This is a genomic window from Geodermatophilus bullaregiensis (genome assembly GCF_016907675.1).
GTDB lineage: Bacteria > Actinomycetota > Actinomycetes > Mycobacteriales > Geodermatophilaceae > Geodermatophilus > Geodermatophilus bullaregiensis.
In genome coordinates this window covers 4,434,116-4,448,987 of sequence record NZ_JAFBCJ010000001.1, presented here as the reverse complement: position 1 = coordinate 4,448,987, position 14,872 = coordinate 4,434,116, and the positions used below count along the sequence as shown (strand labels likewise).

Annotated in this window: 12 protein-coding genes; 7 read left to right on the top strand and 5 right to left on the bottom strand. The window is 76.8% G+C overall.

Going from position 1 to position 14,872, the window contains the following annotated elements; translation table 11 throughout:
* Positions 1 to 77: 77 nt before the first annotated feature.
* Positions 78 to 2,690, bottom strand: a complete 2,613-nt coding sequence (locus tag JOD57_RS21380) for a bifunctional acetate--CoA ligase family protein/GNAT family N-acetyltransferase (RefSeq protein WP_307824844.1) — start codon at positions 2,688 to 2,690, stop codon at positions 78 to 80.
* 169 nt (positions 2,691 to 2,859) lie between these two features.
* Positions 2,860 to 4,041, bottom strand: coding sequence for an acetoin utilization protein AcuC (locus tag JOD57_RS21375; protein ID WP_204693855.1), 1,182 nt, complete (start codon positions 4,039 to 4,041; stop codon positions 2,860 to 2,862).
* Positions 4,042 to 4,237: 196 nt separating this feature from the next.
* Between JOD57_RS21375 and JOD57_RS21370 the strand changes: the two genes are divergently transcribed.
* On the top strand, positions 4,238 to 4,945 hold the full coding sequence (locus tag JOD57_RS21370) for an iron-dependent transcriptional repressor DtxR (protein WP_204693854.1): 708 nt from the start codon (positions 4,238 to 4,240) through the stop codon (positions 4,943 to 4,945).
* 103 nt (positions 4,946 to 5,048) lie between these two features.
* Positions 5,049 to 7,178 (top strand): alpha/beta fold hydrolase, encoded by a 2,130-nt coding sequence (locus tag JOD57_RS21365; protein WP_307824843.1) that lies wholly within the window; start codon positions 5,049 to 5,051, stop codon positions 7,176 to 7,178.
* Positions 7,179 to 7,221: 43 nt separating this feature from the next.
* Here the strand turns inward: JOD57_RS21365 and JOD57_RS21360 are convergent, their stop codons facing one another.
* The 3 genes from JOD57_RS21360 to JOD57_RS21350 all read right to left on the bottom strand — a co-directional run bounded on the left by JOD57_RS21360 (position 7,222) and on the right by JOD57_RS21350 (position 9,683).
* On the bottom strand, positions 7,222 to 8,004 hold the full coding sequence (locus tag JOD57_RS21360; RefSeq protein ID WP_204693852.1) for a DUF899 family protein: 783 nt from the start codon (positions 8,002 to 8,004) through the stop codon (positions 7,222 to 7,224).
* Between the two features lie 143 nt (positions 8,005 to 8,147).
* Complete coding sequence (locus JOD57_RS21355; protein WP_204693851.1) at positions 8,148 to 9,263, bottom strand: DUF4192 domain-containing protein; 1,116 nt, start codon at positions 9,261 to 9,263, stop codon at positions 8,148 to 8,150.
* Between the two features lie 126 nt (positions 9,264 to 9,389).
* A complete protein-coding gene (locus tag JOD57_RS21350) occupies positions 9,390 to 9,683 on the bottom strand; it encodes a Dabb family protein (protein WP_204693850.1) in 294 nt (97 codons plus the stop codon).
* Positions 9,684 to 9,745: 62 nt separating this feature from the next.
* Here JOD57_RS21350 and JOD57_RS21345 point away from each other — a divergent pair, with 62 nt between their 5' ends.
* From JOD57_RS21345 to JOD57_RS21325, 5 genes are read left to right on the top strand one after another with little or no spacing between them, the layout of a single operon-like run.
* Positions 9,746 to 10,999, top strand: coding sequence for a glycosyltransferase family 4 protein (locus JOD57_RS21345; RefSeq protein ID WP_204693849.1), 1,254 nt, complete (start codon positions 9,746 to 9,748; stop codon positions 10,997 to 10,999).
* Positions 10,993 to 11,775 (top strand): class I SAM-dependent methyltransferase, encoded by a 783-nt coding sequence (locus tag JOD57_RS21340; protein ID WP_204693848.1) that lies wholly within the window; start codon positions 10,993 to 10,995, stop codon positions 11,773 to 11,775. Before JOD57_RS21345 ends, JOD57_RS21340 begins: the two co-directional genes overlap by 7 nt.
* 37 nt (positions 11,776 to 11,812) lie before the next feature.
* On the top strand, positions 11,813 to 12,850 hold the full coding sequence (locus tag JOD57_RS21335) for a prenyltransferase (RefSeq protein WP_307824842.1): 1,038 nt from the start codon (positions 11,813 to 11,815) through the stop codon (positions 12,848 to 12,850).
* The gene (locus JOD57_RS21330; RefSeq protein ID WP_307824841.1) at positions 12,847 to 13,734 is read left to right on the top strand and encodes a glycosyltransferase; all 888 of its coding nucleotides are present in this window, start codon (positions 12,847 to 12,849) and stop codon (positions 13,732 to 13,734) included. Before JOD57_RS21335 ends, JOD57_RS21330 begins: the two co-directional genes overlap by 4 nt.
* On the top strand, positions 13,731 to 14,666 hold the full coding sequence (locus tag JOD57_RS21325; RefSeq protein WP_204693847.1) for a glycosyltransferase family 2 protein: 936 nt from the start codon (positions 13,731 to 13,733) through the stop codon (positions 14,664 to 14,666). The genes JOD57_RS21330 and JOD57_RS21325 overlap by 4 nt, the downstream gene beginning before the upstream one ends.
* The last annotated feature ends 206 nt before the right edge of the window (positions 14,667 to 14,872 follow it).

The following is a 14,872-nucleotide window of genomic DNA, read 5'->3' as shown; positions in this document are numbered from 1 at the left end:
GCGACGGATCGGCTCAGCGCAGGCCGGGAACGGCACCTGGCCGCGGTGGAGCCCGGTAGGGCGACGGACAGCACAGCTCAGTACAGGTCGCGCATCCGCCGGGGGCCGGGGTCGATGCGGGCCGTGGGCGGGCCGATGCGGACGGTGCCGCCGGCGACGACCAGCGAGCGGCCGCCGTGCCAGGGGTCGGCCGGCCCGGCGATGACCGGCGAGAGGCTCAGCCCGAGCACCTCGGGCAGGTCGTCGGCCAGCCGCGCCACCCGCAGCAGCAGCTCCTCCAGGGCCGCGACGTCGACCGGCTCCGAGCCGCGCCAGCCGTCGAGCAGCGGCCAGGCGCGGGGGGCCCGCACGAGCTCGGCGGCGTCGAGGTCGGTGAGCGGCAGCGTGCGGTAGGCCCGGTCGCCGAGCAGCTCGGTGGCCACCCCGCCGACGCCGAAGCTGACCAGCGCACCGAACGACGGGTCGTCGACGACCTCGACGACGGTGGCCACGCCCGGCGCGGCCATCTCCTGCACGATCACCGGGTCGCCGGCCGGGATGGCGGCGAAGGCGGCGCGCACGGCGGCGTCGTCGGGGAGGTCCAGCCGGACCCCGCCGAGGTCGGTCCGGTGCCGCAGCCACGGCGCCGTCGACTTGAGCACCACCGGGTAGCCGACGGCGTCGGCGGCGGCGACGGCCTCCTCGGCGGTGGTCGCCACCCGGGTGCCCAGCAGCGGGACGCCGTAGGCGCCCAGCAGCGCCAGCGCCTCGTCGTCGGTGAGCTGCCGGCCGGCAGGGGTCTCGGCCAGCGCCCCGTGCACCACCGTCCGGCCGCGCTGCTCGTCGACGTCGGGCAGGTCGGGCACCGTGCCCACCGGGCGCTGCCGCCAGCGCGCGTACTCCGTCACGCGGGCCAGCGCGATGACCGCCCGCTCCGGCGTCGAGTACGAGGGCACCGAGCCACGGGCGGGCATGCCCGCCGCGTCGGGCACGGTCAGCTCCGGCGGGAAGCCCTCGGCGGAGAGGAAGGTGGCGAGGACCGGCTTGGCCGAGCCCGCCGACACCTCGCGCAGCGCCCGGCCGTACTCCTCCGGCGGCGTGCGCACCAGCGGCGGGAGGAACACCGCGACGACGGAGTCGACCCCGTCGTCGTCGACCGCCTCCTGCAGCGCCGCGCGGAACGCCTCGGGGCTGCCGCCGCTGCCGATGTCGACCGGTGCCTCGTGCGCCAGCGCCAGCCCCTGGTCCAGGACGGAGTCGGCGACGAGCACGCCGAGGGCGGTGGAGTTGCCGACGACGGCGACCCGGTTCCCGGCCGGCAGCGGCTGGTGGGCCAGCAGCATCCCGACCTCGAACAGCTGCGCGACGGTGTCGACGCGGATGACCCCGGCCGAGGTGAACAGCGCGGCCACCGACTGCTCCGGCACCGTGACCGACGTGCCGGCCAGGCCGGGCGTCAGGCCGCCGTGCCGGCCGCTCTTGACCGCCACCACGGGCTTGGTGCGCGCCACCGTGCGCGCCAGCCGGGCGAACTTGCGCGGGTTGCCGAAGCTCTCCAGGTGCAGCAGCACGACCTCGGTGCCGGGGTCGGTGGCCCAGTACTGCAGCAGGTCGTTGCCGCTCACGTCGGCGCGGTTGCCCGCCGAGACGAAGCTGGACAGCCCGATGTTGCGGGTGCGCGCCCGCTCGAGCAGCGCCACGCCCAGGGCACCGGACTGCGCGAAGAAGCCGACCCGGCCGCGCCCGGGCACGTGCGGCGCCAGGCTGGCGTCGAGCCGGATCGCCGGGTCGGTGTTGACGATCCCCAGGCAGTTGGGCCCGACCACCCGCATGCCCGACGCCCGGGCCGAGGCGACCAGCTGCCGCTCGGCCTCCCGCCCGGCCGGGCCGCTCTCGCCGAAGCCGCCGGAGATGACCACCAGGCCGCGGACGCGCTTGCGCCGGCAGGCCTCCACGACTCCGGCGACCTCGTCGGCCGGCACGGCGAGCACCGCCAGGTCGACGTCGTCGGGGATGGCGTCGATCGTGGCGTAGGCCGGCACCCCCCGGACGTGCCGGGCGCCGGGGTTGACCGGGTAGACCGGCCCGTTGAAGCCGTGGTCGAGCAGGTTGCGCAGCACGGCGTACCCGAGCTTGCCCTCGTCGTTGCTGGCGCCGACCACCGCGACCGAGGACGGGGTGAGCAGCCGGGCGATCGAGCGGGACTCGCTGCGCTGCTCGCGCTCGTAGGTCACGGCCAGCGAGTTCTCGGTGGGCGCGATCGGGAAGGTCAGGTGGACCACGCCCTCCTCGTAGGAGCGGCTGGCCTGGTAGCCGGCGTCGAGGAACACCCGCACCATCCGGGCGTTCTGGGCGAGCACCTCGGCGACGAAGCGGGTGATGCCGCGCTCGCGGGCGGCGGCGGACAGGTGCTCGAGCAGCACGGAGCCCAGTCCCCGGCCCTGGTGGGCGTCCTCGACGAGGAAGGCGATCTCGGCGTCGGTGGTGCCGGGGAGGCGGTCGTAGCGGCCGACGGCGATCAGCTGCTCGCCGAGCAGCACCACGAAGGCCACCCGGTCGGTGTGGTCGACGTGGGTGAACCGGTGCAGGTCGCGGTCGGAGAGCCGCTTCATCGGCCCGAAGAACCGCAGGTAGCGGGTCTGGTCCGAGCTGCGCTCCATCAGGCCGGTCAGCCCGTCGGCGTCCTCGGGGCAGATCGGGCGCAGGTGCACCGTGCCGCCGTCGGCGGCGATGATGTCGGCCTCCCAGTGCGCCGGCGGCCGCGGCGGGGCGGGCTCGTCGTGGACGGACGGGGTCGCGGACGGCCCCCCAGCGGCGCCCGCGGCCCCGTCCAGAGGCTCGCCGCGAGCCTGCGAGTGGTGAGGGGGGCGGGGTCCTTCCTCAGTCACGGGGGTCGTCCGGGTCGAGGCCGAAGTAGGGGAACGACGCGCGGCGGGTGCGCATGATCGCGCGGTCGACGCGGGTCTCGGTGAACGGGTCCCACGCGGAGAAGCCGGTGTAGCCGCCCTCGGTCATGTGCGTCGGTGGGCGGGCGCGCAGGCCGCGGGCGACGACGTCGTCGCGCCAGGACTGCGGGATCTCGGTGACCGGGTCCAGCCGCTCGCCGGACGCCTCGGCCAGCAGGTGCGTCCACGCCCGGGGCACGCAGCGCACCAGCCCGTAGCCGCCGCCGCCGAGGGCGATCCAGCGGCCGTCGCAGAGCTCGTGCGCGAGCTCGTGCACCGCCGTGTAGCTGGTCCGCTGGCCGTCGATGGTGAGGCCGAGGTCGGCCAGCGGGTCCTCGTGGTGGGCGTCGCAGCCGCACTGGGTGACCAGGATCTGCGGGGAGAAGGCGCGCAGCACGCTCGGGACGACGGCGTGGAAGGCGCGCAGCCAGCCGGAGTCGTCGGTGCCGTTGGGCAGCGCGAGGTTGACCGCGCTGCCGAGCGCCCTGTCGGGGTCGCCGGTCTCCTCGGGGTAGCCGGTGCCGGGGAAGAGGGTCAGCGGCGTCTGGTGGACGCTCACCGTGAGCACCCGCGGGTCGTCGTAGAAGGCGGTCTGCACGCCGTCGCCGTGGTGGACGTCGAGGTCGACGTAGGCGATCCGCTCCCAGCCCTGCCGGAGCAGCCAGGCGATGGCGATCGAGGCGTCGTTGAAGACGCAGAACCCCGACGCGCGGTCGCGCATGGCGTGGTGCAGGCCGCCGGAGATGTTGACCGCGTGCTGCGCCCGTCCGCTGTGCACCAGCTCGGCGGCCAGCACGCTGCCGCCGGTGATGAGCGCCGCGGCCTCGTACATGCCCTCGAAGACGGGGTTGTCCGCCGTGTGCAGGCCGTGCCCGACGCCGGGGTCGGCGGGCGCCCGGCGGACCGCCTCCAGGTACTCGGGGTCGTGGCACAGGGTGAGGAGGTCGGTGCCGGCGGGCGTCGGCTTCACCACCTCCACCCGGCCCGGCGCCAGCACGCCGAGCCCCTCGGCCAGCCGCATGGTCAGGTCCAGCCGCACGGGGTGCAGCGGGTGGTCGCCGCCCATCGTGTAGCCGAGCAGCGCGTCGTCCCAGACGACCGTCACCGCGTCGCTCACGGGCCCCTCCTGTCGCCGCCGGGACGTCGTCGTCCCTGGCCGGGACGCTACCGCCGGGGCACCGCCGCCGCGCTCCCCCGCGCGCCGCGGTCCGGCGGCGCGGACGTGGGCCGCCGAGCCGCGGGCGGTCCGCCGTGGACGGCCGGGCCGGGTGGCCCGCGGGCCGTAGGATCGGCAGGGACACGGAGGAGTGCCAGTGAACGACCTCATCGACACCACCGAGATGTACCTCCGCACGATCTTCGAGCTGGAGGAGGAGGGCATCGTGCCCCTGCGGGCACGCATCGCCGAGCGGCTGCACCAGAGCGGCCCGACGGTCAGCCAGACCGTGGCCCGCATGGAGCGCGACGGGCTGCTGACCGTCGAGGGCGACCGCCACCTGCAGCTGTCGGAGCAGGGGCGCCAGCTGGCCACCGCCGTGATGCGCAAGCACCGGCTGGCCGAGTGCCTGCTCGTCGACGTCATCGGCCTGGACTACGCCGACGTGCACGAGGAGGCCTGCCGCTGGGAGCACGTCATGAGCGAGGCGGTGGAGCGCAAGCTGCTGACCCTGCTCGGCAACCCCAGCGTCTCCCCGTTCGGCAACCCGATCCCGGGCCTCGACGCGCTGGGCGGTGAGACCTCCGCGGTGCTCGACTCGCTGACCCTGCTCTCCACGTCCGCGACCGCCGAGGGCCGCCGGGTCACCATCCGGCGGATCAGCGAGCAGCTCCAGGAGGACGCCGGCCTGCTGCGCTCCCTGGCCGACCGCGGGGTGCGCCCGGGCGCGACGGTGGTGGCCACCTCGAGCAACGGCACCATCAGCCTCGACGGCCAGCCGCTGCCGGCGGGGGTGGCCCAGCACGTGTTCGTCGCCGCCCTCGACGAGGACCTCACGCCCGCGGAGGCCGCGGCCCAGCTGTAGTCCCGGTCCCGGCAGCGCCCGGTGTCCCGCTCGTGCGGGACGCCGGGCGCTGCTTCGTATGGTGGTCGGCACCCCGAGTGCCGTCACCCCGCGAGGAGCCCCGGTGAGCCAGCCCGACGCCGACACCGCCACCGAGACCACCGCCGAGACCACCGCCGGGACCACCGCCGGGACCGCCCCGGCGGCCGACCCGGGTCCCGGGCACCCCTTCGCCCGGCTGGCCGACTTCGTCGCCGTCCCGCGGGTGGCCGGGCTGGCCCTGTCGGCCGACGGCCGGCGGCTGGCCGTCGCGGTGCAGACGCTGGACGCCGAGCGCAAGAAGTGGGTCTCGGCGCTGTGGGAGGTCGACCCCGACGGGCAGCGCCCGGCCCGGCGGCTGACCCGCAGCGCCCCCGGCGAGGCCGCGCCGGCCTTCACGCCCGACGGCACGCTGCTGTTCGTCTCCGCCCGGCCCGACCCCGCGGTGACCGACGGCGCCGAGCCGAAGCCGGCGCTGTGGGCGCTGCCGCCCGGCGGTGGCGAGGCCCGCCCGGTGGTCACCCGGCCCGGCGGCGTCGGCGGCTTCGCGGTGGCCGCCGACAGCGGCGAGGTCGTGGTCGTGTCCTCGGCCATGCCCGGCGCGGCCGACGCCGCCGAGGACGAGCAGCGCCGCAAGGCCCGCGCCGACGCCGGGGTGTCGGCGATCCTGCACGAGGCCTACCCCGTGCGGTACTGGGACGCCGACCTCGGCCCCGCCGCCCCGCACCTGTTCTGGGCCGGCGCCCTGCCCGCGGAGGGGCCGGCCGGCGAACCGCCCCGGCCGGTCGAGCTGCGCGACCTGACGCCGGACGCCGCCCCGCCCACCGGTGCCGGGGAGTCGGTGACCGTCTCCCCCGACGGCCGGCTGGCGCTGCGCGTCGACCAGGTGCCCGACGGACCGGCCGGCCGCCGGGACCGGCTCGTGCTCGTCGAGACCGCCACCGGCGGGAGCCGGGTGCTCGTCGACGACCCGCTGGCCGACGTGCACTCGGGCCGGTTCTCCCCCGACGGCACGGCGGTGGTCTGCGTCCGCGAGACCACGACCACCTACGCCGAGCCCCCGGACTACACCCTGCTGCTGGTCGACGTCGCCTCCGCCGCGACCCGCGAGCTCACCCCCGGCTTCGACCGCTGGCCCAGCGCGCCGCAGTTCAGCGCGGAGGGCGACGCCGTCTACTTCCTCGCCGACGACGACGGCCGGCACGCGCTGTTCCGTGTCGAGCTGGCCGGCGGCGACCCGGTCCGGCTGACCGCCGACGGCGCCTACAGCGACCTGCAGGTGGCCCGCGACGGCAGCGCCCTCTACGCGCTGCGCTCGGCCTACGACGAGCCGCCGGCCCCGGTGCGACTGGACCCCCGGGCGACCGGCCAGCACCCCGGGCCGCTGCCCAACCCGGGCACGGTCGGCCGGCTGCCCGGCACGCTGACCGAGGTGCAGGCCACCGCGGCCGACGGCGCGCGCGTGCAGTCGTGGCTGGTGCTGCCCGAGGGCGCGAGCGCCGAGCACCCCGCGCCGCTGGTGCTGTGGATCCACGGCGGGCCCCTGATGAGCTGGAACTCCTGGTCGTGGCGCTGGTGCCCGTGGGTGCTCGCCGCGCGCGGCTACGCCGTCCTGCTGCCCAACCCGGCGCTGTCGCAGGGCTTCGGACAGGACTTCGTGCGGCGCGGCTGGGGCGAGTGGGGCGGCGCCCCCTACACCGACCTGATGGCCGCCGTGGACGCCGCGGAGCGGTTGCCGGAGGTCGACGAGACCCGCACCGCGGCGATGGGCGGGTCCTTCGGCGGCTACATGGCCAACTGGGTGGCCACGCAGACCGACCGGTTCCGGGCGATCGTGACGCACGCCAGCCTGTGGGACCTCGACTCCTTCGTGGGCACCACGGACGCCGCCTACTACTGGGAGAAGGAGTGGGGCGACCCGCTCACCGAGCCCAAGCGCTACGAGCAGAACTCACCACACCGCTTCGCCGACGCGATCCGCACGCCGGTGCTGGTCATCCACGGCGACAAGGACTACCGCGTGCCGATCGGTGAGGGCCTGCGGCTCTGGTACGACCTGCAGAAGCGCGGCGTGCCCTCCCGGTTCCTCTACTTCCCCGACGAGAACCACTGGGTGCTCACGCCCGGGAACTCCACCGTCTGGTACGAGACGGTGCTCGCGTTCCTGGCCGAGCACGTCCTCGGCCAGGAGTGGCAGCGGCCCGAGCTGGTCTGAGGGAGCGTCGGCGGGAGATGTCGGCGCCGTCGACGGAGGCCGGTCAGTGGTGGGAGCCGTCCCGACCGAGGGTCTCCACGGGGGTCGCGCCGGGGCGGGTCCACTGCGGCACGGGGCGGCTGGTCGGGCCCCAGGTGGGGTGCCCATCCGCGTCCGAGCGCCAGTACCAGCACGCCTGACGCCCCTGGGGCCAGCCCTCGGGTGTGTCCTCCCACGCCTCGCCGCGGCCGTAGGGCGTCCGGTCGAGCAGGCCGAAGGACCCGACGACCGGCTCGTTGCCCCGGCCCGTCGTGGAGTAGGTCAGGAACGTGCGGTCGCCGTCGCGCAGGTAGCACGTGAGGTAGCCCATGTCGCCGCCGACCGGCTCGTCGATCCCGCGCACCGAGTACCAGGGCTGGGGGTAGCCCATGAACTCGACGAAGGCGGCCACCTCGTCCCACCGGCCCGTGGTCACGATGGCGAGGGAGACGCCGCGGGCGTCGAGGTAGACGGTGTCCCGCAGCTGCCAGGTGGTCATGGTGCAGCCCTCGCACTGGCCCTGGTGCGGCGCGCCGTCGTACCACATGTGCTTGTAGACCACGAGCTCGTCGCGGCCCCGGAACAGGTCCAGGAACGGGACCGGGCCGTCGGGTCCGACGACCTCGACGGTCCCGTCGAACTCCACCAGGGGCAGCCGGCGGCGGGCCGCGGCCAGGGCGTCACCCGCGCGGGTGTGGGCCTTCTCGCGGACCAGGAGCTCGTCCCGGGCGGCCTGCCAGGTGGCCAGGTCGACGACGGGCGGACGGCCGGGCAGCGCGGTGGTCGGGTTCCTCGGCGTGGTCGTCATGGCGTCCTCCGTGGGATCTCGGGCAGGACGGCGACGAACGACGTCCTGCGGCACCAGGACAGACCCCCGACCCGGGCGGAACTCATCGCGGCGGGGCCCTCGGCCGAGCCGGCGCGGACCACGTCGGCAGCCGACGGAGTCGCTCACCCGCCGGCCAGCGTGCTGGTGATCAGCGCGCGCAGCTCCGCCGGGGGCAGGCAGGCCTGCAGTCCGTCGGCGAGCAGGCGGGGCAGCTCGGCGGCCGGGTCGGCGGCCAGCGCCCGGTCGAGGGCGACGTTGGCCGTGGCGCCGTCGCCGCGCAGCCACGCGCTGACCGCCAGCAGGGTCGCCGGCGGGCCGTCGAGCGGGACCGGGGCCCGGCGGGTGCACTCGGTCCACAGCACCTCGGCGGCCGCGGCGTCGTCGCCCAGGGCCAGCCCCATCGCCCGGTCGCGGACCTCGGTCAGGGTGAGCGCCCAGAGCACCCGCGCCACCTGCGCGTCGGGGAGCCGGGTGCCCGCGGTGGCCGGCCCGGGGCGGCAGGCGCTCACCGCGTCGGCGATCGCGGCGTCGCACCCCCACGCCACGGCCGGCCGCCCGGCCGCGCGGAGCCGGGCAGCGTGCTCCCGGCCGGCGCGCAGGCACGCCTCGGCCATCGCCGCGAGTCCGGTGACCTCGGTCGGCGGGGCGATGCGGGCGGCGAGCGCCTCCCTGTCGCGGGCGAGGACCGCGCCGCCGGCGACGGCCGCAGCGGCCAGCGGGCTGGCACCGTCGGGCAGCGGGGTGCCGCGGCCGGGCTCGCAGCACGGGTACGGGCAGTCGTAGTCCCACCAGCGGCCGACGCGCACGAGCAGCGCCTCCCGGACCGGGACGTCGATCGCGTCGAGCGCCAGCACCACCTCGTGCACCAGGGCGCGGTGCGGCAGCTCGGGAGCGGCGCCGGGCGGCTCGAAGTGCGCCGGGAACACGGGGACCGTGACGTCGTCGGGCGCCTCCGACACCACCGCGAGCAGCACCGCGGCCGGGTCGTCGGTGTCCATCCGGACGGCCAGCGCGCGGGCCAGCGCGGCGGCGTCCGCGGGGTCGGGCAGGTCGGCGCGCGCGGTGAGGCCGACCCGGCTGCCGCCCGGGCCGCGCAGGCTGACCAGCACGAGGGACTCGGCGGGGTGGAAGCCGAGCAGGTGGGGCAGGGCCGCGGCGACCTCACCGCTGTCGCCGAGGCGGATGACGGGCGGCGCGGCGGAAGGCGGCCGGGTCGAGAGGGGCTGGGGTTCGTCCACCCCGCCGACCCTGGGACCCGGGCGGGGCCGGCAGGAGCGTCGTCGGCCGGCTGTGGACCGGCCGGCGGCTGTGGACGGCCGCGCGCCGGGCCGTCGGGAGCGTGTGCCGGACCGGCGGTCAGCGCCTCACAGCTCGTACTGGACGGCGCTGCGGGCGGCCAGGTAGGGGCGCACGTGCTCGGCGATGACCGCCAGGTGCGTGGGGTCGGTCGCGTAGCCGCGGAAGGTCCCGGCGTCGGGGAAGTCGGCGACCAGGATCGTGTGCGCGTTGCCCTCGACCAGGCCGGCGTCGGGCGCGACGGTGAAGGCGACCGGGCCGGGCACCTGCTCGGGCAGCCGGCGCAGCGCGGCCACCGTCTCGGCCCGCCGGGCCTCGTCGGCGGAGTCGGACCAGGTGAAGTGGACGACGTGTCGGATCACGGCGGCCAGCCTGTCAGGCACGGGCGGTGGGCGGACGGTACGGGGTCGTTAGAGTCCGGCGCATGGGACGACGGCTGCGGATCGCACTGCTGTCGTACCGGAGCAAGCCGCACAGCGGGGGCCAGGGCGTCTACGTGCGGGCCCTGTCCCGCGAGCTGACCGCCCTCGGCCACGCCGTCGAGGTCCTCAGCGGCCAGCCCTACCCCGAGCTCGACGACGGCGTCCCCCTCACCCGCGTCCCCAGCCTCGACCTCTACCGCGAGCCCGACCCCTTCCGGGTGCCGCGGCCCTCGGAGTTCCGCGACCGGGTCGACGTCCTGGAGTGGGCGGCGATGTGCACGGCCGGCTTCCCCGAGCCGCTGACCTTCACCCTGCGCGCGGCCCGCGAGCTCCTCCCCCGCGCGCACGAGTTCGACGTCGTCCACGACAACCAGAGCCTCGGCTACGGCCTGCTGCGGCTGGTCCGCGCCGGCGTCCCCACCGTCGCCACCGTGCACCACCCGGTCGCCATCGACCGGCAGCTCGAGCTCGCCGCCGCGCCCACGCTGCGCCGCCGGCTCACGCTCACCCGCTGGTACGGCTTCACCGCGATGCAGGCGCGGGTCGCCCCGCGCCTGGACGCGGTCACCACCGTCTCGGAGAGCTCGCGGCGCGACATCGAGACGCACCTCCGCGTGCCGGCGGCCGGCGTCGAGGTCATCCCGGTCGGCATCGACCCCGCGGTCTTCACCCCGCCGCCGCCCGGCCGGCCGCGGGGGACCGACTCGATCGTGGTCACCACCAGCGCCGACGTCCCGCTCAAGGGCCTGGTGCACCTGCTCGAGGCGGTGGCCAAGCTGCGCACCGAGCGGCCGGTGCGGCTCACCGTCGTCGGCACCGCCCGCCCGGGCGGCCCGGCGGAGTCGGCGCTGGACCGGCTCGGGCTGCGCGACGCCGTCCGCTTCACCGGCCCGCTGCCCGAGGCCGACCTGGTCGAGCTCCTGCAGACGGCGACCGTGGCCGCCATCCCCTCGCTGTACGAGGGCTTCTCCCTGCCGGCGGTCGAGGCGATGGCCTGCGGCACGCCGCTGGTCACCACCGACGCCGGCGCCCTGCCGGAGGTGGTGGGCACCCACGCCGGGCTGCGGGTGCGCGCGGGCGACGTCGGCGAGCTGACCGCGGCGCTGCGGCTGGTGCTGGAGAACCCCTCGCTGCAGGAGCAGCTGGGCCGCGCCGGGCGCCGCCGGGTGCTGGCCTCCTACACCTGGCGGGCGACCGCCGAGCGGACGGCGGACTGGTACGCCGAGGTGCTGCAACGGAAGGGTGCTCCGTGCTGACCGTCGACTACGACCTGCTCGACGTGCGCCCGGGCACGACCGTGCTCGACCTGGGCTGCGGCGAGGGCCGGCACGCCTTCGAGGCCTACCGGCGCGGCGCGCGGGTGGTGGCGGTCGACTGGGGCGTGCCCGAGGTGGAGACGACCAGGCGCTGGCTCGGTGCCATCGCCGAGGCCGGGGAGGCCCCGGCCGGGGCGCACTACGAGGTGGTGCGCGGCGACCTCCTGCACCTGCCCGTCCCCGACGCCAGCGTCGACCGGGTGATCGCCTCGGAGGTGCTCGAGCACATCCCGGACGACGCGCGGGCGATGGCCGAGATCGCCCGCGTGCTCAGGCCCGGCGGGCGGGTCGCGGTCACCGTGCCGCGCTTCGGACCCGAGCGGGTCTGCTGGGCGCTGTCGGACGCCTACCACGCCAACGAGGGCGGCCACGTCCGCATCTACCGCGGCGACGAGCTGCGGGCCCGGCTGGCCGGAGCCGGCCTCGTGCCCGGCCGGCGGCACCACGCGCACGCCCTGCACGCGCCCTTCTGGTGGCTCAGGTGCGCGGTCGGCGTCGAGCGCGACGCGGCCGTCGTCCGGGCCTACCACCGGCTGCTGGTCTGGGACCTGACCCACCGGCCGTGGCCGACCCGGACCGCCGAGCGGCTGCTCGACCCGCTGATCGGCAAGAGCCTGGTGGTGTACGCCAGCAAGCCGGCCGGCGAGCCGGCGGCACGCGCCCGCCGCCGGACGGTCGCCGCGGCGCCGGAGCGGGAGCGGACCCCTGCGGGCTGAGCTGCCGGAGCTCCCCGGCGTCCTCGACGGCGCCGCGGTGCGCCGCACCGTGTCCGCGATCGCCGCCGAGCAGGCCCGCGACGGCGCCCTGCCGTGGTTCCGCGGCGGGCAGCTGGACCCGTGGGACTCGATCGAGGCCGCGATGGCCCTCGACGTCGGTGGCGAGCACGAGCGCGCGGCGGCCGCCTACCGCTGGCTGGCCGCGCGGCAGCGGACCGACGGCTCCTGGGCGGCGGAGTACCGCGGCGGCGCCGAGACCCAGCCCGCCGTCGAGAGCAACCACGCCGGCTACCTCGCCGTCGGCGCCTGGCACTCCTGGCTGGCCAGCGGTGACGAGCGGCTGGTCACCGAGCTGTGGCCGGCCGTGCGCCGCGGACTGGACCTGGTGGTGCGCATGCAGCTGGCCGGCGGGGCGGTCAGCTGGGCGCTGCGGCCCGACGGCACCCCCGACGACACCGCGCTGCTGACCGGCAACGCCAGCCTGTTCCAGGCCCTGCGCTGCGGCGTCGCCCTGGCCGGGCTGACCGGCGAGCCGCAGCCGGACTGGGAGCTGGCCGTCACCGACCTCGGGACGGCGCTGCGCACCGACCCCGGTGCCTTCGCCGACCGGTCCCGCTGGTCGATGGACTGGTACTACCCGGTGCTGGCCGGCGCGGTCACCGGGGAGCCGGCCCGCGCGCGGCTGGCCGCCGACTGGGACCGCTTCGTCGTCCCGGGGCTGGGCGCCCGCTGCGTCGCCGACCACCCGTGGGTGACCGGCGCGGAGACCTGTGAGCTGGCCCTAGCCCTCGTCGTCGCCGGGCAGCACGACGCGGCGCTGGAGCAGGTGGCGGCGATGCAGCACCTGCGCCACCACGACGGCTCGTACTGGACCGGCCTGGTCTACGCCGACGACGCCCGCTGGCCGGTCGAGCGGCCCACGTGGACGGCGGCCGCGGTGGTGCTGGCCGCCGACGCGCTGGCCCAGGCGAGCCCGGCCGCGGAGCTGTTCGCCGACCCGTCCGCGCTGCCGGCGCCGGGCACCGCGGACGCGCCGGGTTCGGCGACCCCGGTCCCGGGAAGGGCCCAGCCGTGACCAGCACGTCGGCCGAGCCCACCACCTCCCGATCCCGCGTCCCCGAGGGCGTGACCGTCGTCGTCATGAGCCGCGACCGGCGCGAGGACCTGCTCGCGACGCTCCCCCGGCACGAGGCGCCCGTGGTCCTGGTCGACAACGGCTCCACCGACGGCACGGTCGACGCCGTCCGCGCGGCGCTGCCCGAGGTCACGGTGCTGCCGCTGGCGGAGAACGTCGGCGCCCGGGCACGCACCATCGGCGCCGGGCACGCGGGCACCGAGTTCGTGGCCTTCGCCGACGACGACTCGTGGTGGGCCCCCGGCGACCTCGCCCGCGCGGCCGAGGTCATGCGCGCGCACCCGCGGCTGGCGGTGCTCGACGCCCGCGTCCTGGTCGGCCCGGAGGAGCGGCTGGACCCGCTGTGCCCCGAGCTGGCGGCCAGTCCGCTGGGCACCCCGGAGCACCTGCCCGGGCCGCGGCTGCTCGGCTTCATCGGGTGCGCGGCGATGGTGCGCACGGAGGCGTTCCTCGCCGTCGGCGGCTTCGACCCGGTGGTGCGCTTCCCGGGCGAGGAGGAGCGGCTCTCCCTCGACCTGGCCGCGGCCGGGTGGGACGTCGCCTACGTCGACTCGGTGACCGTCCACCACCACCCCTCGACCCGCCGGCACGACCCCGCCGCCCGGCGCACGGCCATCTGGCGCTCGAAGGTGCTCACCGCGGTCATGCGGCTGCCGGTGCGCGACGTCGCCGGGACGGTCGTGACCGCACTGCGGACCGGCGCGCCCGAGCGGCGCGGGCTGCGGCGGGCGCTGCCCGACCTGCCGGCCGCGCTGCGCCGCCGCCGGCGGCTGCCCGACCCGGTGCTGGCCGACCTGCGGCTGCTCGCGGGGGAGCGCAGGTGACCGAGACGCGGGCCCGGCTGCAGGACACCGGCACCGACCCCGATGACCGGGTGGCCGTCGTCGTCATCACGCACCAGCGGCGCGAGGAGGTGCTCGGCGCGCTGTCGCGGCTGGCGGCCCTGCCCGAGCGGCCGCACGTCGTGGTGGTCGACAACGGCTCCACCGACGGGACGGCTCGGGCCGTCGAGGAGCGGTTCCCCGGGGTCGAGCTGGTCGCCAGCCCGGAGAACCTCGGCGCGGTCGGGCGCAACGTCGGCGTCGCCCGCGTCTCGACGCCCTACGTCGCCTTCTGCGACGACGACACGTGGTGGGACCCCGGCTCGCTGCGCCTGGCCGCCGACGTGCTCGACGCGCACCCGCGGCTGGCCGTGGTGACCGCGCGGATCGTCGTCGAGCCCGGCGGGACCGAGGACCCGATCGTGCCGGAGCTGCGCGACTCCCCCGTCCCCGGCGCGGACTGGCTGCCCGGGCCGGCGCTGGGCTCGTTCCTGGCCGGCGCGAGCGTGCTGCGGCGGGAGGCGTTCACCGAGGTCGGCGGCTTCTGCGAGCGGCTGTGGCTGGGTGGCGAGGAGGAGCTCATGGCCGGTGACCTCGCCACCGCCGGGTGGGAGCTGTGCTACCTGCCGGCGCTGACGGTGCACCACCAGGCGTCGAAGGCCCGCGACTCGCACCGCCGCCGCCGCGACGGCATCCGCAACACCCTCTGGACGACGTGGCTGCGCCGCCCGCTGCGCCCGGCGCTGCGCCGCACGCTGCACCTGCTGCAGACCCTGCCGCGCGACCGCGTCACCGCGCAGGGGCTGTGGGCCGCCGTCCGCGGCGTCCCGTGGGTGGTGCGCGAGCGGCGCGTGCTGCCGCCGCACGCCGAGGCGCGGTTCGCTGCGCTCGACGCGGTCCAGCGCCGCTCGACCGCCCGCCGCTACGTGAGCTGAGGCGCGCGGCGGCCCGGTGTCGCGCTGCGGCTCACCGTCGTCCTCCGGGGCCGACGGCGACGACGAGACGCATCTCGACGAGTGGGGGCCGGAGGTCCGTCGGGAGGTCCGTCGGGACGACTGGACCGGAACGGTGTCCCCGACCGAGACGCAGGTGAGACGGTGTGCGCTGACGCCGCGTTCCGGGCGCAGGAACGCGGCGTCAG